Source organism: Flavobacterium sp. CYK-55 (genome assembly GCF_018413465.1).
Lineage (GTDB): Bacteria > Bacteroidota > Bacteroidia > Flavobacteriales > Flavobacteriaceae > Flavobacterium.
The window spans coordinates 20,108-41,446 of record NZ_JAHCDK010000016.1 but is presented as its reverse complement, the minus strand read 5'-3'; the positions used below and the strand labels follow the sequence as shown (position 1 = coordinate 41,446).

Annotated in this window: 4 protein-coding genes; all 4 read right to left on the bottom strand. The window is 40.7% G+C overall.

The window, feature by feature from the left end; translation table 11 throughout:
• Positions 1-9,274, bottom strand: a 9,274-nt coding sequence (locus tag KIH23_RS13225) for a beta strand repeat-containing protein (RefSeq protein WP_213213980.1), incomplete at its 3' end; no start/stop codon positions are given.
• Positions 9,275-9,452: 178 nt separating this feature from the next.
• The gene (locus KIH23_RS13220; protein WP_213213979.1) at positions 9,453-14,861 is read right to left on the bottom strand and encodes a GEVED domain-containing protein; all 5,409 of its coding nucleotides are present in this window, start codon (positions 14,859-14,861) and stop codon (positions 9,453-9,455) included.
• 370 nt (positions 14,862-15,231) lie between these two features.
• Positions 15,232-15,561, bottom strand: a complete 330-nt coding sequence (locus tag KIH23_RS13215; protein WP_213213975.1) for a hypothetical protein — start codon at positions 15,559-15,561, stop codon at positions 15,232-15,234.
• A gap of 517 nt (positions 15,562-16,078) precedes the next feature.
• Positions 16,079-21,016, bottom strand: coding sequence for a hypothetical protein (locus KIH23_RS13210; RefSeq protein ID WP_213213978.1), 4,938 nt, complete (start codon positions 21,014-21,016; stop codon positions 16,079-16,081).
• Between the last annotated feature and the right edge of the window lie 323 nt (positions 21,017-21,339).

The window sequence follows — 21,339 nt, the reverse complement described above, 5'->3', positions numbered from 1 at the left end:
CAAGTTGATAGATAGATGCGTTAGTGTCATCACAATCAGTGTTGTTTGAAACATAACCAGATGGTTGTGTACAAGCCATTTGTGAAACAGCAGCATTACCGAATCCGTCAGTATCAGCATCAGCATACCAAGTAGTAGCTGTATCAACCACAACTGTAGTTGAAGATGTAGCTGATGAACATCCGGTAGCAGGATTAGTTACATATACAGTATAAGTACCAGCAGCTTCTACAGTTGCAGGAAGTGAAGGATTTTGTAATGAAGATGTAAATCCGTTAGGACCAGTCCAAGAATAAGTAGCTGTGTTTGGAGTGAAAGTAATACTTTGTCCGTTTAACAAGCTAGCAGTATTATTAGAATAAGTAATACCTCCTGTTGTGCTCCATTGTAAACCTACAGCAGCACTTGCACCAAAATCGTTGGTCGCATTACCAAAAGTAACATCTGGATACACATAAGTAATTGCTCCGGTAACAGTATTCAATTGTACTTGGAAAGTTACAGAATCAGTTAAAGAAGCCAAAGCATCATGAGTAACTGTGTTATATTGGATGATAAACAAGTTACCTACCGTTTGCGTTTTAACTGAAGCGCCAGATTGGATATCTAAATCATCCCAAAGTGGTGCCAAGAAAGCATTTCCAGCAGTCATTGAAGTTGTTGGCATTGTTGTATTAGAAACACCAACATCACCGGTTGTAGAACCAAATACAATAGCACCGTTCATACCTACTCTTGCAGTAGTGTAAGACACGCCATTGAAAGTAAAGGCCGGAATAGTAATGTTGTGCTCAGTATCATCACCAACAACACCTACTGAAGTTCCAGTAGCATTGATGTCAATAAAGGCAACACCACTATTAGAGTTCATTGAGTAACCACTCAAAGTAACAGTTGAAGCTGTTAACTCAATGTTACCACTAGTACAAGCAGGTGAATTAGAACCAGCTGTAGGAGTTGCAGGAAGTGCATTAACAGTGTAAACAAAAGTTACTGCTGTACCTGTACAACCGTTAGCAACCGGAGTAATTGAGATGGTTGCTGAACCTGCAACAGTTGTAAATGAAGGGATTTCAGTTACACCAGTTACATCAGCTAAACCAATTGCTGAACCACCAGTAATGTTGAAAGTTACACCAGAAGGTGTTCCTGTCAAGGCAATAGGTGAAGTTATAACACCAGCACAAGCTGTTTGAGCTGAAGGAGCTGTAGCAGTTGGGATAGGGTTAACAACTAAAGTAGCAGCTGTACTCGTAGCAGCAGGGCCACCACATGCAGAAGTAACCACAACATCATAGCTACCGTCGTTAGCAGAAGTAACGTTTAATAAAGTTAACGTTGGGTTAATTTCACCAAACAAGTCAACACCGCCTTTACGCCATTGATACACTAAGTTAGCACCCGTAGCTGCAACACTAAATGCAAGAGTTTGTCCTTGGCAACCCATTAAACTTACTGGGTTAGTAGTGATCACAGGATCAGCAGCAACACCAACAGTTACAGTTTTTGTTGTGCTACATCCTGAAGAGCTAGTAATAGTTACTGTATACTCAGTAGTAGCAGTAACCGCAGTAGCAATCGGATTAGCAATATTTGGATTAGACAAGAACGTTGTTGGAGACCATGAATACGTGTAAACTGGTTTGGTAGTACCACCAGAAATTACAACAGTATAGTCTTCAAACTCACCAAATCCTGGGTTAGCACAAGAAATAGTACTAGCCACAGCTGTACTCCATCTAGCAGCAACTCTCATACGAGTAGTTCCGTTATATGCAGTTACCGGAACAGTAACAGAGTTGTTTACAACCGCTGTAGTTCCTGAAGTAGTTAATGCTTTAAACTCACTAGCCTCAAAAGTACCATCTTGGTCATAATCAATCCAAACACCAAATTGTTGGCCTGAACCTGAACCAGATTGAATACTTAAAGGAGTAACAACACCTGCAGTAACATTACCAGTTAATGAAGTAAAGTTACCATACTGAGCAGCTGATTGACCAGATCCATTGTTAACAATACCTGCAAAAGAGAAGTTATTGATAAAATCAGATCCATCGCTACTTGTAACAGTTGGGGTACAATAAGGTGTAAATGCATCATCTAAACCTGAATTAGCTACCAATTGAGAATCAGTACCTGAACAAATTGTGGCTGGAGTTGCAGAAACAGTTGCGCTAGCAACCATATCAGGAGCAACTGTTACTACCACTGTTGCAGTGTTGCTACAACCGGCAGCTGTAGTACCTGTTACAGTATAGGTAGTAGTTACTGTAGGATTAGCTGATACTGTATCACCTGTACCGGTTAAACCAGTAGTTGGTGACCATACGTATGTACCATCAACACCAGCACCGCTAGCAGTAAGGGTTACCGCTGATCCGCTTGGGCTACAAATTAATGCAGTTGAAGGCGTAGCAACAATAGTAGGTGAAGTAACTGTAAACACAGCAGTGTTAGAGTCAATGTCAGGACATCCTGCAGGACCGCTAACTCTACATCTGAAATAATGAACACCTGCAACAATTGAAGAAGCACCATTCACAGTTAAAGTTGTACCATTTCCGCCAGTATATGTAACGTTTGCCGGTAAACCATTAACAACATTATCCCAGTCAGCACCGTTTGATGAATACTGCCATTGGTATGCAGTAGCACCTGTAGCCGATACAGTAAATGTAGAAGTAGAAGCTGCCAATCCACAAACTGTTACGTCTTGAACAGCTCCAGGACCAGTAGTAACTACTGATTGTGGTGTGTTAACCGTAATAGTTGTAGGGTTAGAAGTAATTTCAGTAGAACCTAAAACAGCTACTGCAATAAGTTTCCAACCATCGTTAGCAGAAGATAATCCTACCATTTCAAGGGTATTGCTATTTACATCTCCTGTAAATGTAACATCTCCGATAGGGCTACCATCAATAATATTATAGTTCAAACCGTTGTCATCGCTATATAACCAAACAATAGCATCTGGAGTTCCGGTTACAGTTACAGAAACATTTCTGTCACCTGTACCACAAACTGGAGCACCAAATACCGGGTCAGTAATAGAAATATCAGACACCGTCAATAAAGCATTTGCTGAAGCTACCGGCGAAGCACATGGGCTTTGACCAGCAACCAAGCAACGATAATACATACCAGTCATTGAAAGTGTAGCGTTTGAAATAGTCAAAGTAGCTGTAGTAGCACCTGAGAACTCAGGACCAGAAACATCTACGAATGAACCTTCAGCACCTGTTGGTGATACTTGCCACTGATATCCTGAAACAGAACCAGAAGCAGCTACAGTAAAGGTAGTAGTAGTTGGATCAACTCCGTTGTATGCAAGAACGTTTACTGAAGATGGATTAGTTGTAATACTCAATGGAGCATAAACATCAACCGTAACCGTATTCGGAGCATATGAAGTACAACCTGTAATTGTGTTTACAATTCGTGCACTAATAACAGTAGAACCTGCTGTTAACGGAGTTAAAATACCGTCAACATCAATAGTTGCTACAGCAGGGTTAGATGAAATCCACTCAACACCTACAGAGCTAGAAAACTGAACTGAAGCAGGAATAGTTGGCGTACCCAAACAAACTGTAGTAGCACCACCTGTAATGGCGTTAACAGCCTCAGCATTTTGTGTTACCACAATAGGAGAAGAAACTGTATCACAACCATTAACTCCTACGCGAGTAGCATAGTAAGTTCTGGTTTCGGTTGGTTTTGAGTAAACTGTAGAAGCAGAACCACCAGTATAAGGTGTAGTTGCAGCAGCATCAGTATACAAATCATCCATTGGTGACCAAGTAATCACTGGAGCAGCCGGTGGAGCAAATGTGTACATTTTACCTGAAGCAGGCGCAATAGTGTTTGAATCATTTGCAGTAGAAGTACTGTTTGTATCTGTAGCAAATGAAATACTATTAAAGTTAGTTCCGCTGATGGTATAACCAGATGAGATTGTACCAGAACTTGGTGTTCCCATAGTACCGTAGCGATACTCAATAGCGTTAGTAGTTTCATACAACCATGCTTGGAATGTTGAATTCGCAGCACCTGTTGTATTACGTGGAATAGTAACGTTCCATTGAACTTTAAAAATTCTGTTTGGAGCTGTACCGGTAACCAAAGTTTGAACACTACCTGTAGTACCTGTAGCTAAATCATCCCAATAAGGATACAATTTAGGGATATTAGAAGTACTTGTAGTAGAGTTGGTAAATTGATTAGACGCAGTAGCTGAGCCCAACATAATCCATCCGTCAGGCGAAACTGAATACTGAGAATATGAAACTCCATTCAATACGAAGTTAAATCCGATATTAGCCGGAGCAACTGTTACATCATCGTCATTACTTGTAGTCAAAACTGTTGTTGCACCAGTCATCGGGTCTAGAGAAGCACCTGTACTGGTTGAGAACAATAATGAAGTTGGATAAGTAGCCGTCAAAGTACTTACACCATTAGCACAAACTGCAGCAGGTGATGCTGAAGCCGATGTTAATACAGGGTAAGGTGTTACGGTAGCTGTAAAAGTAGTAGTCGCAGTACAGATTCCGTCAGTACCGGTTACTGTATAAGTATAAGTACCAGCAACTGTTGGAGTAATGGTTTGTGTAGCACCGCTTAAAGCACCTGAAATTCCACTACCAGCAGTTGAAGTCCAAGTGTAGGTGTAAGCTGGATTAATACTTGTAGCAGTTAAAGTAAATCCACCACCAATACAAACTGATTGATTAGCAATTGTATCAATTGCGTCTGGAGTATTAACTACCGCAGTAATTAATGTTCTTGCACTTTCGCAACCCGTTGAAGGGTCAACCACTGAAACGTAAAAATCAGTAGTAGCACTAATACTAGAAGTATAAGTTGCAGAAGTACTGCTTTGTAATGCGGTTGTGGTTGTGTTATCAGCATACCATTTAAAGGTAGGTGTTGTGAAAGCATTCGGATCAGTAACTGAAACCGTAGGAACTCCTGTACCACAAGTTGGAGTAGCAACATCTTGAACCGGAGCACTTGGAACCGGGTTAACCGTTACCGTTACCGATGGAGTAACTTTTGAACAAGCACCAGAAGTAATTGTAGCGGTGTAAGAAGTTGTAGATGTTGGGCTAACTGTAGTAGTAGCACCTGTATCACCGTTTGACCAAACTACTGAATCCATAGGATACGATGTAGTTCCTGACAAAGTAATGTTTAAACGGTTTGTACTAAAGCTAGCAGCATTGGTAGACGCAGTAGTAGTGTAAGCAACTGTATTACCCGCAGTAGCAGTATAATAGGTAGTTGAGTTGTTTGTAGCGTCAGCACCATTGTGAACCATATCAATAATGATGTTAGATGTTCCGTTCCAAACAAATGGAGTTGAGAAAGGAATTGTCTGCCATCCTGATGCAGTATGGGTGTATGTTTGTGAAGGGTAAACAGTTGTATAACCTGTAGTTGCCTGGAAATCACCTGACAAAGTTGACAAAGCTGTATGACCGATCTTAACAACAAAACCTGAGTTGGTAGCACCATCACCTAAAGAGGTAATGTTAAATGCCATTGAATTGATGTTACCGGCAGTTAAACCAGCAGCAGCAAGCTCAGCAGCAGTATACACTAATTGCATTCTGTACGAAGGCCATCTGTTACAAAAAGCAGTTGGCTGAGTAGTTGCAGAAGTTAATGTAGTACCTGTACCAATTATTCCGTTTACAGTAGCAGATAATGAAGCCGTCAATACACTAGACCCAGTACCGCAATATGAGCTAACTGAAGCAGTTGCAGAAGCCGGTGCATTAAACAACGGATCATCTTGGTATGAAGTACCTGTCTGTGTTTTAACCAAACCATTACCATCAGTTGCAGTAACTGACCATGTTACGGTAGCGTTACTTGGGGTAACAGCCGGAATTACTCCTGACCATGAATCAAGTGCAAAACCTCCGTTACCGGTAGTGTTTGTCATTGTGATAGCCGTTTGAGCAACACCATTTACAGAGTAGTTAATCACTACACCAGTAACAGCAGCTCCACCCGGAGTTACATCAACTGTAACAGTTCTTGCAGTGCTCACACACTGAGTAGTTGATGGAGTATAAGCTAAGTTAGACAAGCTAGCAGCAGCTTTGTTACCCATCAAGAAGAAACCTGGTAAAGTAGTGTTTTTAGGCGCACTAGTTTCCATAGATGAAGCAGTTGTAGTAACTGTTACACCACCTTGAATATCATAAGCACCGTTTACAGTAGAGCTAGCAGCAATAGCATCTCTTCCTGTTGGATCAGCGTTCAATTGAATCAAAGTATCGGTAAAGTTAGCAGCACCAGCTGTGATACTAGCTGCCCAATATTTAGTAGTACTGATTGCACTGATGTTCAAACCAGGTGTACCACCTGAATCACCATCAAAAGCTTCAGCTTGAACAGTTACTGTACCACCTGCATTGGTAGTTGGATTAACCAATACAAAGTTGTTCATTGCACTTTTACCAATTGGGAAAGTATAGTTAGAACCCGTAACCAAACTAGCCGGCAATGTTAAAGCCAAAGGACCATTTACATAAGCCGTAGTTGAAGTTCTTACGATGCTTCCGGTAGTAGTACCAGTTACAGTCAATACATTTGAAGCGTCAGTAGTAATGTTACCTGTTCCTGTACCGAAAGTTAAAGTACCTGTTGCCAAGTTACCTCCTGATACAACCACACCGTTGGCGTTGGTAGAAGACATTGAACCCAATACTCGAGATGGCGGAATTTCAAGACCAGTAGTTCTTGAAGCCAACTCAGCTGCATATATCACTGCATGAGTTCCTGTACCCAAGTTCCAAGTAGGAGCCACATCAAATGAACCTCCCGCTAAAGTATTACCAGCATAACCAATCTGAACCGTTGTGTTTAAAGCAGCTCCGGTACCTAAAGTAATTTTATCACTTCCAGTAATAGTCCCGTTAAATAAGTTTACTCTTAAAGTTGGTATTGCATTGGTATGTGTTATAGTCAAACCACTTGTGTTTTGAACAGAAATTGTACCGATGTTAGTCAATACGGTTCCAGAACCTGACAAAGTTTGAGCCACGTTGGTTGGAGAGAAGAATTGCAAAGTTGAAGCCGAAGCCGTACCTGTCATTACTCCATTATTTACTAAGCTAGCCCCTCTTTGAGAAAACACTGCAGAATTTAAACTTAATGTACCTGTGGCAGCAACTGTAGTAGTTCCTAACGCCACAACACCATTGGTAGAAGTTGTACCGTTACCTACTTGGAAAGTACCACCATTAATGTTAATATTACCATTTACAGTTACTGTACCAGAAGTTACAGCTCTGAAAATACCCGTACCGGTTGCAGTAATAGTAAGGTTTCCTTTAACAACAGCAGTAGTACCACTAGTCCATACACTCATAGTAGCAGTTGAAGTTGTAGAATTATATACAAAATTACCGAAACTTTGTGTTGGGTTAGTGATTGCGGTTGATGTTGTACCACCAGTAATAGTTACTGTAGAAGTGGTATCCCAAGTTGCCAAAGGAATAAAACCATTTGTAGTAGTAAACGAACCGTGAGAATAGTTAGAACCGGCAGCAAAAGCTAAAGTAGCTGTTGAACCTGTCATACATCCTGAAGAACCCACAATGTTGTTGTTCACAGTACCAGTTACAGTTACTAAAGTACCCGTACCACCAGTAGTAGTAATTACGTTAGCAGTACTTCCTGAAGCATTATACGTACCAGCAATTAAACCAGTATTGGCTGTACCTGAGAAAGCGAATGCAGCAGCATTAGTAGCATTACTTAAATTCAAGGTACTACCAGCCTCAACAACTAAGTCATCACCACCACCACCAGAAATCGTAGTTGTACGGGTAGTTGTAGCACTTGACTGAAGTGTTAAGTTGGTATTGCTTGTTACTTTAAATTGACCAATAGTAGGCGAAGCTACATCATGACTGATGATCAAAGAACCACCTGGAGTTGTACCCGCACCGTCAACGATCAAAACGTCAGTTGTTGCAACTGTAGACCTTGTTGAACCACCACCAGCTGGATTAGTATTCCAGTTTGATGCAAGACCCCAAGTAGAACCTGAAACCCCTACCCAATAATAGGTAGCACCTGCGGTTGTAGCTTGCGAACCTGTTAAGCCAGCACTAACAGCTGCCTCAACAATTGCCTGTACCTTATAATAATAAGTAGTACCCGGCGACAAAGAAGATTGAACTGAGTTATAAGCAGTTCCGGTTGTAGCAGAAGAAGTACTAGCAACAGACGTTGTAGTCACCCCAGTTGTAAAACCGGCATCTAAAGCTCTAGTGATTAAAAATCCAACCTCATTAGTTGAATTATCCACCCAGTTAACCGTAGTAGCATTGAGACCAACACCTGTAAATGTTAAAGTAGTTGGATCAGCAGGAGCAGTAGTGTTTACCGGAGTAAATGAAAAAACTCTTCTGCTACCATCAGCTGAAGAGTTCAAGTTAGCCATTGCTGAACTAGCCGTAAAAGATGTAGTTGTTAAACTAGTAGCTGTTGAGCTATACGTTGGCGTAGCATTGATAGTTAACACCTGACCAATGGCACCAGCAGTTATACCGGTTGCAAAACCAATTGATGTGGACATTGCAGAAGTTGAACTATTGAACATTGAACCATAAACATATTCTACAGCACCGGTTTGATAAACACGAGCTTGGAATGTTGACAGGGTTGTACCTGTAGCATTCCAGTTGATGAGAATATCTTTCCACTCAACAATCAAAACCTGACCACCGGTTCCGGCTTGTACCTTATAATGTACTTTACCGGTTGTAGTACCTGTTTTAGAGTCAATGTTATTGGCTAACAAAATAGCAGCACCAGCAGCAGCAGAACTGGTATGACCAGTAAGCAATGTGCTCCCTAAACGAATTTGTCCGTCAGGATTGGCGTTCCATTGAGTGTAACCAGTACCCATAAAATAATAGGTAAAACCGAAGTTTTGCGCACCTGGATTTGTGTAGGTGTCGACATTGGCTCCGTAGAGTTGAGTAGTACCGGTACTCATGTCAATGGCATTTCCATCTTTGTCTAATGCCAATGAACCAGCAGTACTGGTAGAGAACGTATAGTTAGCCGCACTTTGCGCCCACGCGTTTTGACCTAAAGTCAAACACACAAGCATAACGAGCGAAACTAACCATTTCCCTTTCAGGAATTTTGAACCGAAGCCCGGCGGTAAGCCCACCAAATCTCCAATTCCATTTTTGAGCCAGGTATCCCTACCAGAACTCAAAGAAATGTAGTTTACATTCATAATTAAAAAATTGGGTTAAATAATAGCGTAAAGTACAAAATAGTTAATAAAACTTTAACTAGAAAATTGACATACTCGATGAAATACACGAAAAATCGATTAAAAACAAAAAAAACAAGACAGAAAAACCATAAGCCTTTCTGTCTTGTTAATATTTTTAAAATTTGCAGTATAAAAACTAGAAAATCACCTTCTTAGTTATAACCTCACCATTAACTCCGGTAATTTGAACCATCAATACTTGGTTGGCTACATTAAGATTTTGAAAAGAGGTTTTCATTGCATTAATATTATATTTTTGAGTGATCTCGCGACCGGCAACATCAAAAATCTGAACATCTTTGATCAATACATTTGAGCTTTCAACATGCAAGTCATTATTAGATTTGAATACAACAACTGTATTGTCAAAATTGAAATCTGACTGACTCAAAGCAGAATTATTGAACTTAACAATAAATCTATTTTCAAAATTTCCTGCTTCAGAAACAAAATTGTAATCACCGGTTCTTAGGTCATGAATTACATGTGTCAACAAATCTTCTAAATAGACCGCAACCGCGCCTGCTTCAAAAATACCATCAGCAGTAGGCATAGCAATTTTGTATGAACCAGCAACCGGCACTGTATAACCCATAACTACCTGATCTTGATTATTAAATGGCAAGGCACGTCCTTGAATTGCTAATTTATTGTTGCCTTGAATAGAATAAAAACTAACTGGATTCCCAACTTCTAATACTTCAGCATCAAAGCCGTTGTCAAAATTATTGGTTGCGTTTTCAATATATCCAATCATGGTTTGTTTAAACGCTCCTTGATCATTAGTCAAATCAAGCCAAATTCTGTTGCGCTCTAAACTTGCCAATGACGAAACTCCATTAAGTCTGTAGAACTGTGTATTGCTTCCAACACCTCCAACACGCATATTGTTTTTGAATACAATTGGGAAAGTTCCCAATTTAACGCCTTTAACCATAAACCCTTGACCCGCACCGATTTTTCCGTTTGGTGCAGCACCACCAGAACCGGCAGCTGCACCGGTACCAACTCCGCCTGAAAAATTATAAGCTGCATAATCAGAAGCGCTGTATGCATTATTGGTTAATGGCGTATTGTGTGTCCAGAAATACAATGAAGTTCCTACACCACTGCCCGGATCAAAAGTTGAAGAATTCCCTAAAATAAAGGCATCAGCACTAATAGCACTCGGGTAAGGATTACCTAATAGGTTTAAATCACCCGTCGCAGATTTGATCACATTGGTTGCGTAGTCTCCATTGTTAGGAACCCCAACAAAATTACCCGTCCACAACGCAGGTGTAGTAGTATAAGTCTGTGGGCCGCGAATAGCATAGCCTTTAGCCGCATCCATTGGCGTGGTGAGTGGCGGGGCAGACTCCCAGATATAAAGCGCTGAGTTAAAAGTTAAATACTTATCTGGCAAAGTTAGATTTGAAAAAGAATTCAAATTTTGGTTATAAACCGGAGAAGACCAATAAGTAAAATCAAACTTACGGATGTTTACATTTCGTTTATAAGTAATATTTCCGGTATTGGTATTGGTTGTTACTGAAGAACCTTGCACCAAACTTGACCCATTGTTAAACACTAAGGTACCAATACCTAAAACGCTAACTTTATTTTCTACATTCACGGTAACACCGGCAGCAACAGTTACATTTCGGCCATTCTTAACCAAAAGAGTACAAGCATTCAAATCAGAACTAATCGTAAGATTGGCATCTACCACAGCCTGATCAGCACTGGTTGGTGGCGCCGGAACCCATGAAACACCGTTCCAAGTAGTTGTTGGATACATGATAGAAACAGTGTTTGAATAACCCGTTCTACATCCTGTAACTACTGCGCGGATATATGTATTCAAGGTAATAGTTCCAACCATTGCCGGAGTAATTACATCAACATTGGCAGAACCCGCAATAGTAGTTGGCGAAGCAAAGGTTGGCTCATCAGCCATTTCCCAACGAACAATTGACGATAAATTATTCGGAACATATCCTGCCAAAGTAATATTCGAGGCAAATGTTGTATCACCACAAATCATAGTTTGATCACCAGAGGCCGTACCGGCAGAAAACGGTGTAACAGTAACAGTCACCGTTTGATTTCTGGCACAAAGAGCCGGAGCCAAAGTGGTAGCAGTTGCCGTGTATGTAATATTTGAACCTGTACTCGGTTTGCAATAAATAGTTGAAAGCGGAGTCACGCCATCATATGGAACTGTAGCCCCTGCATTGGTATACAAATCAGTTGCTGGTGACCAAATAACCGTAGCAGATGCACTACCGGAAATTTTTACATTATCAATACACCATCTGTAACCATAATTTGATGCATACTTGAATCGAACTCTAAAATTATTATTAGGGTTGCCTGGGTAAGCATAAGCAGAAAGACTCAACACCACATTGACAAACCCGGTTGGAGAACCTTGACTACCTGTGGTCCAAGTAGCACCCGGCAAAGCTGTCCAAGAGCCACCACCGTTGGTCGAAACCTCAACAACAGCAGAACCATTTGAAAAACCTTTGTAATAATGCCAAAAACTTAAACTCGCATCTGTATTGGCGGTTAAATCAATTACCGGCGAGATTAACTCTTCATTGGTATTACCAGCACTTCCTTGTAAATCACTATCAGACATGTAAAACTGAGAAACATCATTACTAGAAATAGTCATCGGGTCATCAGTATTTCCGGTCGGAATTGAGTAAGGGCTGTTGTGCAGCTCCCAATAACCCAGGGCAGGCGTGCCTCCTACAGAGTTGTGTACTAAAGTAAAAGTATTGGTAGCCCCGTTAAAATTCTCCTCAAAAATTGGAACATCTCCGATAATACCTCCTGAAGCTGTAAGTGATTGCACAGCCCCTTGACATACCGTAGGAGCCGAAGGTGCAATATTAATAACTGTTGGCAAAGGGTTAACTGTAACGGTATAAGTTGCCGTATTGGTTGAATATGCCCCACTGGTTTGAACCGCACTTAAAGTATAGGTAGTTGTTTCGGTTGGATTAAAGTAGTAACCTCCTGAGGCGGCTGTAACACCATTACTAGGGGTCCAAGTATACAAATCAAATGTAGGCGAAGCACCAGTAGTGATGGTCACCTTAGGAGATGTACCTCCGCTACAGAACGAAGTTGATGTATTTCCGTTTTCATCGAGTACTGCAAGTGGCGGAGGCGGAACAGTTACATAAACACTATAATCTTCAAAAGTACCAAAAGAACCTGTATAACATGCTCCTTGCCCAGCTCCAGTACCAGACAAATTATTAATATCAGCACCTCCTACTCTTAATCTATGAGCACCTAACGGAGCTCCGGCAGGAATTACAAAACTAATATTGTTTACACCAGGAGGCAATTCAGTTACACTAAAGTAAACCTCTTCACCTGCATCATAGAAGCTTCCATTATTGTTAAAATCAATCCAAACCCTAGTATAATATGAATAAATACCCGTTGTATATCTAATCGACATATTAACTGTAGCTCCTTGTGCCACATTGGTAATCATACTCGAATAATTACCATAATTACCCGCTTCGGCTCCAGTAGTATTATTAATAGTTCCAAAAGTAATATTGGTTATCCCTGAACTATCAACACTTGATGGTGCCGGAGTACATGGCGAAGGCGGCGGTGCTGTTGTTGTAAAAGTAGGAGTTCCTAAATTTGACCATGGACTCTTATCGGTTCCGCAAACTGAACGCACCCAAAAGTAATAGGTTGTTGATGAGGCTAAACCTGACAAACTCACAATATTAATCCCTGCCGCTGTACTGCCTATTGGGGTAGTAGTTGCAATTGGAGCTGTTGCTGAAGTAGTGTAGTAATACTCATAACCCCCTGTTGGAGAACCGCTTCCCGGCGGTGTCCAACTGGCCATAGCAGAATTTGATGTGATACTACCATAAGTTAAAGCAACTGGTCTATCACAACTGGAAACATCAATTGAAATGTCATCAATTTGTAAATATCCTTGTGTGGCAGCGGCATAGCCATTAAATCCGAAATAAAAATTACCTGTTGCAGTAGCTACAAAGTTAAATGTAAAAGTGTTGGGCGATGTCTTAATTGCATCATGATCGGCCAAAACTGTAGTCATACCTGCCGCAGAGTTGGTTGCCCCCATGGCCACTTTCATTCTTTGGGTAAATTGAGCCAACTCACGTGAGCCACCATATTTATATGATACCTTATAAGTATTACCAGATGTCAATGAAACCAATCGAGTAAAAAACCAAGTATCTTGTGCAGCAGCACTACCAGTTATGAGGTTTTTATTGGCAAACCCATAATAAGGAGTAGAGGTATTGTTTTGCGTTCTCATGGCAACACCGGTGGTGACCGCTGTAGAAGTACAGTTGGGTATAGCCGGAGGTGTAATTCCTTCAAAAGTTTCATTGTACGGAAACACCGGAGTAGAACAACTTGGCGTAACAGTTCCTGAAATAAAAACAGTAGTAGGCTTACAATTAGATCGCACATAAAAAGTATAAGTAACCCCCGAAAGTAAACCGGTAACACTCATAGGCGAACCTATGGTAGCCGAGGCAGCAGTACCCGATGCAAAATAGCCTGCACCCGGACCACTAAATGCGGTTCCCGAACTTCTCACCTCCCAAACATAATTGGTAAAAGCAGCTGTATGGAAAGCAGCATTATTCCAGTAGAAATTTACAGTGGTGTTATCAACTTGCAAATTGGTCACCAAAGCTGTTGGGTTAAAACAAATCGGGGTCCAGATGTGTGTAACATTAGCCGGCGGCCCAACATAAACTCCAGCTACAGGCTGACGTGTCGGCATGTTTGAGGTGTTAAGTGTTCCGGCAGCGCTTGGATAAAAAGTAGTAACACCTGAAGGCGCCGTATTAGTTCTATTCAAAAAATCTGTATTCGCAGCTCCTCTCAAACCAATCTGCCCTGTATAACTGGTCGCATTGGTTGATGTAAAATCTTTCCATTGAGTCTCAATATGCATATCTGCTTCGTACAAACGAATTTGAATATTCATCAAACCATCTATATAGGTAGCAATAGGTCGTCTTTTTAAATTTTTATATTGAACCACAAAAACACGACTTCCTGCGCTTCCAAGGGTTTCATAACGTATTTCACAACCATCAGCCGCCAAACCGGCTAGTGCGGCTCCATAAGCCGAAATCGCTCCGCTGTATGCCGTAGCTGCCGAAATAGGAGTTACCGTAGTTCCCGGTGAGGTTGCTCCAAAAGTTATAAAGCCGTTATCGGAAATGGTAACCGAGTTGTAAGAGACATTATTAAAAACAAAGTTAAAACCAATCGACACATTGACATTGGTTAGGTTAACAAAATCTGCGGTAGAACCAGCTACAACAGAACCACCGGTTATGGCTGAATAGGCCGCACCCGATGTTGTTTCAGAAAATGAATAATCTGCACTTACGGTTTGCGCTTGTATCGTTTGCTGAAATGAAAGCAACAACAAACATGCATACCCCAGGATTTTTACAAAACCAAATTCCGAAGTTGAGGCTGCTTCGTTTTTTGCGGTTAGAAAATCATGTAGTTTTTGAATCATAACTTAATAGTTTTTTTAGTGGGTGATGGTTGGTATTGTTTGATAAGTGTTTACATGAATAAAAGTCAAAAGCAAACAAAATATCTAGCATACAAAAACAAAGTTAATTAAATTTTAAAATTATCATTATGTTAATTTAAAAAAAATAATATGCTTTGAACATTTTAACACAATCAGTATCAAACATCAAACATATTTTTTTGCAATTACTTTGATTGAATTTGAGTTCAATTTTATACCTATATATAATATGAGGATTAAAATCAATTATAAAAACTCTATACCTATATATAATGTTGTTCTAAAAAAGTGAAAGCCTCCCTTGACGAAGGAGGCTCTCTGAGTTAACCTAACTATGTTAAAAATAAAACTATGCGATGTTTGAACCGTATTGTGAAGCTTTTTTCAACAATACTTTAATCAACAAACGATTTGGAGCAATTCCTGAAGTAATCATTTGTTTTTTAGCGGTGTTCTCTTTGGTGATTACACCGTTGGCAGTTTGTTTGGTCATCATAAACCATGAAACCATGTTCATGTTGCTGTTTGACTCAACTGCTGAAGTTGATGCAGTAGTTTGTGCAGGAACTTCAATGGTAGTTTGTGCAAATGCATTTGAAGATGAAACCAACATAACGGCAACTACCAATAACATTTTCACGTTTACTGAAGCGGCGATGGTGTTGATGATTGATTTCATAATTCTGTGTGTTTGTTGTTTCATTTGTACATGACAAACTTATGACCAACACACCGGCTACTGAAATATTTTCGGTCAACAACACCAAAACTCGTTAAAGCTGCAAAAAATCAAAATCTCGTGCCATTCGCCCAAAAAAACGTGCAGTTTATAGACCCTTTTATGATTCTAATGCACTTAATCGCACTCTTTTATACTTTTTAAAACAAAAAAAAGCGCAAAATTACCTTTAGATTCAATAATGATATAAAATAAGATCGGGTTTTGGGCTGTAATATTTCTATTCTCTATTTAATAATGTATTCTGTGGCAAAATGCATCGAAGAAAAAAAAATGCCACAAAACTTGTGACAAAAATGACTTGAGAAAAAAATTTGTCACAACTTTTGTGACAAAATAAAACAAAACTTATTTTTTGTCACAGAAATCTGTTGCACAAAAAACAATCAAAACCCGACATTTGTTTCAAAAAAAAAGTCTGCTCACCGAGCAGACTTTATACCTATATATAGTATACTTAATTCATAATTTTTTGCGTAACGATTTGCCCATCAACTGAAGTAATTTTTACAATCAAAACTTCGCGGGTTGCAGCGGCAGTGAATTTGGCTTCAGAAGCAAAAATATGATCTTGTGAGATCAAAACACGTCCTTGAACATCATATACTTGATATGATTTGATTTTAACAGCTCCTGAATTGATGACCCATTGATTATTGCTTTGTTTGTACACAATCACTGATTGATTATTAAAAGCCGGATTTTGTGTTGAAAGTAAATTTTCATAAACCAATTCAAAACGTGTATTGTCAACTCCAGACTGCGCAGCAAAACTATAAGCTCCGGCTTTGAGATCGTGAATTGTTCCGGTCAAGTTATCTTTTAAATAAACCGGCAAGTTTTCTTCATCAGCAGCAAACATTCCATCGGTTTGACCAATAGCAATACTAAAATTACCGGCATCGACACATTTAAAACCGAGCTGAACAACATCTGTAAGCGCTAACGGAAGTGGTCTGCCTTGAATAGAAAACTCTTCATTATTAATGATTGAAGTCAAGGCCGTTTGACAATCATTGATATATCGACCATCAATAGCCGCATCAACATCTACAGTAGCATCTGGCATATAAGACACCATAGTTTGCCCGAAATAGCCCGCATCATTAGTCAAATTCAACCAAATTCGGCTTCGATTGGCCGATGATAATCGTAAAAACTGATTGTCACTGTTGTTGATCCTCATGGCATTGGTAAAATCTAGACTTGACGAAGTTGCTTGAGCAATAAAGCCCTGCCCTACTTGAATGGCGCCATTTGGAATTAATCCCAATGGATCTCCAGCCGAGTTTGAAACACCACCTGCCAAAGTATAAGTAGCATAAGACGAGGTAGCTGCGTTATTGGTTTTTCTCCAGAAATATAGCGCTTCAGTTAGACTGTTTTCGGCAATAAAAGCATCTGCATCAATAGTAGATGGATACGGATTTCCGACTGCGTTATAAGTTCCTGAAGTGACCGAAACGCTATAAGGTCCGGTATGCGGAACACCTGTAAAAGTTCCGGTCCATACCGTTGGTGCAGCCGGATGTGTATTAGGCAAACGAATCAGATATCCTTGCCCATCGGCAAAGTTAGTGGTTGACGGTGATGCCACAGCTGCATAATTGTTTGTACTCGGATTATAAGTATAAAAGCGATTTGACAAAGTATTGGGCGAAAAAGCCTGTAATTGCTGTCCGCTTACCGGCGAAGACCATAAAACATAATCTTGTCGCATGAGTGCTGCCGTTGATCGGTTTACCACAATATTACCCGAGTTAGCAACATCAGCATTTTGAACCAAATTAGCATTGTTGCTCAAAGTAAATGACGAACCTGAAACCACTGTGAGAGCGCCATTCAAAACTATACTATCACCACTGTTTACAGTAACTACCGCATTATTATTGACCGTTAATGTACATGCTGACAAATCATGTGTTGTTGCATAGTTGTATGAAATAATCGCCGCGGTTGTTGCAGTTGGCTCTCCGTTGGTCCATGATCCGCCGGCTGCTGAAGTCCAAGTAGTACTGCTGATGGTTACAGCCACTACTGAAGAGAATACCGGTGAACAAGCACCACTACTTACTTGGGCTCTAAAATATTTGGTTTGTGTTAAAACACCTATTTCTGCTGAAGTCAAAGTGGTTGAATTTGTACCAAGACCGGCTACATTTACAGTAAAACCAGCATCATCGGCACTTTGCCATTGAATATTTCCCGAAGCACTTGAAAGCGTAATATCGTCATTGGGCTCATAGCCGCTGCAAATTGATTGATTACCCGTAATGGTTCCAACAGCCGCCGTTGGTGAAACGGTAAGCAAAGCTACATTTGAATTTGTAGCACAAGTGTTGGTTCCGGTAACCACACATCTAAAGTTGGTATTGTCTCTAGCTAAAGCAATATTGGTAAAAGACAAAGTGGCTGTCGTATGTCCGGTAAAACCGGTTAAACCATTGGTATTGGTCCAGCTAGTCACCGGATTGGTTGAATATTGCCATTGGTAAGTTGGGCTTGTGGCCGAAGTAGCAACAGCAAACGAACCTGAACCGGCTTGACAAACCGCTTGTGCCGAGGGCTGTGTGGTGAGGGCTGGTGTAGCATTTACTGTTACTGTTACCGCAGTAGAGGTTACCGATGTTGAACAGGTACCTGTAACCACAACATCATAACTTCCGGCTTCAGCAGCAGTTGGGGCCGTGAGCGTTAAGGTGGCTGTTCCTTGTCCTGATATGACACCGCCATTGGTCAGCGCAACTCCGCCTCTTCTCCATGAATAAGTTAATCCCGAACCGCTTGCAGTTACTGATATATTTTGAACACCCGATCCTGAGCAAGTAGCTGTTGGTGTAGTAGGCTGAACAGTTATGGTTGGAATACTACAATTGTTATTGATTCGTCCGCTTGCAGCAGCAAAATAAGTTGTATTGACATTGGCAGCTCCTGATCCGGTTCCTCCCCATGAGCCAATAACTTGTAGTGTACCCGCAAAAGATAAACCGTTAGACGTATGAGTGAATCCAGTCCCTAAATTAGCGTTAACTCCAGATGCAATAGCAATGACATTTGAAACAGTTGTCGCTGCTGCAAAAGTTTTGGTTCCAGAACCACTTAAGCTTAATTCGTAATAAGCCAAATTAACAATACTTTGCGCCGCACCATTGTATTCAACAGTACCAGTGCTCGCGGTAAAAGTTCCTCCAGTTCCACTCACAGAACCCGCAATTCTAAGGGTACTCGACCCTAAGTTTAAGGTTCCTGCAGTTCGCGTTAAATTTCCTGAAAAAGTATGCGTTAAAGCCGACCCGAGATTCAATGTTCCAGCTGTTGCATTTACAGTCAAACCAGAGCCTGAAATATTTCCGGTTAAGGTAGCGGTTCCGGATGCTTTGCCAAAAGTTACCAAACCTGTGGTTGCAAATCCGGCTATACTTTGAGTTGCCATGGTATTATCAATAACAATTGGCGAACTTCCTGCTGTAAAGGTTCCTGAATTGGTGAAGTTTCCTCCCAAATTGAGCTGTAAATTATTAGTAGCCATCGAAGCTCCTGAATTAATAGTCAACGGTACTGAAGCATTAAAAACCTTAGCCGCATTCATCGTAATCACACCAGAGCCGACAATATTTACACCACCTGTAGCGGCAAATGGTGTAATCCATTCAACTCCGGCAGTTCTTGCTGTAGTTGTGTTATATCTAAGTGTTGCTGAAGCTCCGTAGGTTGGCGTTGCTGATACGGTAGCCGTTCCTTCCATAGAAAGAATCCCGCTAACGGTACAGTTGGCCGTGGTTAATGTCTTGATTCCTGAATTTGAAAAAGTCAAGTTGTTGAAAGTAGTTGCTGATGCCGATAAAGTCTGATTTCCGGCAGCGCCAAAATTAACGGTACTGGTTCCGGCTGTAAAAACGGTTCCGGTTCCGTTCCAGGCAGTAGCACTGATCGGATTAACATTTAAAGTACATGAAGATGCATTCAAAGCTCCGGCCGTTAAAGTAACCACGCCCGAAGTTGTATGTGTTAAAGCCGCCCCTAAATTGAGTGTCCCACCGGTTCCGTTGATGGTGATTCCATTACATGAAACATTACCCGTTAAGGTTGCCGTTCCTGCTGTTTTGGTCATACTCATTAACCCTGTGGTAGTGAATCCTGATATAGATTGAGCTGCCATTGTATTGGCAATTACAATAGGTGAACTTCCGGCATTGAATGTTCCGGATTTATTAAAATTACCTCCAAATGTAAACTGAAAATTATTGGAATTTAAAGTTGCTCCTGCATTAACGGTCAAAGGCACTGAAGCATTGAATACTTTAGCAGCATTAGCTGTTATAGCCCCGGTATTTGATATGGTTACCCCACCGCTTGCTGCAAAAGTAGCCAACCACTCTGCACCGGCAGTTCTGGCTGTTGCTGTATTATAAATCAATGATGCCGCAGTACCGTATGTTGGCGCTGCTGACATAGTTGAAGTTCCTTCCATAGAAAGAATACCATTAACAATACATCGGGTTGTGGTAACTGTTTTGGTTCCCGACCCTGCAAAGGTCAGGTTATTAAAATTTGTTGTGGTAGCCGAGAGGGTTTGATTACCCGCAGCATTAAAAACAACTTTACCGGTTCCGGCTACAAACACAGTACCCGTACCTGCCCATGCTCCGGTGCTGATCACACTAATGTTCAGTGTACTTGAACCACCGTTCATAGTTCCTGACGTTAAGGTAACCACGTTGGTTGTAGTATGCGTAAGACCCGAACCTAAATTAAGTACTGAGCCTCCAGATCCATTGACAGTAATTCCTCCAGAACTTACGTTTCCGATTAAAGTAGCAGTCCCACCAGTTTTTTGCATATTGAACAAACCTGTGGTTGTGAAACCAGCTAAGCTTTGTGTTGCATTTCCGGTAAGACGGACTTGAGTTCCGGTTAAAGTATGTGTCCCGGCACTCGTTAAATTTCCTGCTAAGTAAAGCCTTCCCGCGCCCATAGTAAAACTTCCGGCATTGGTAAAACTTCCGGTTGTTCCGGTCAAATAGAGCCTACCGGTTGTAGCACTGAAGGTTCCGTTATTTACAAAATTCCCAGACACAGTGAGTGCATTGACCGAGCCAATATTTAATATTCCTCCAGTATTAATGGTAACGTTGACAACTGTTCTGGCCGCTGTTAAAGTAACAGTAGCACCACTAGCAATAATAACCGTATCGGCAGTTCCGGGAACAACGCCTCCTACCCAAGTAGAGCCCGTTGACCAAGTCCCACCAGTAGTTGTACTGGTAATGGTAGCTGCTGATACAGTACCTCCTAAAAGTAACATCACACACAACAGCCATTTTTGGAAATTACTCATACCTATATATAGGTATGAAACATTGCGCATTGTCTGGTCATCACAAATTGTTTTCATCTGTAATTGAGTTTGATTTAATTTTTTGTTTTGTTGCTCTACTCTGAACAGCGAATTGACACTTTCGCCGCTGCAAAGGAAATTCAAATCAAAAATCCGATGAAAGACATATAAAAAAGTTATTAAAATACTTACAAACATTTTTAACTTTCTTAAAATCAAATATTTAATCTAAACTCTTTGGTTTTTTAAAAAATAAAAAATCCGACAAAATCAAGTAGACATTAAATATCCAATTGTCATTCAAAAACCAACTTTTGACTTGAACAATCGATTACGAAATTAAAAAGCGAAACGAAAAATCCGATAAAATGCGCAATTTT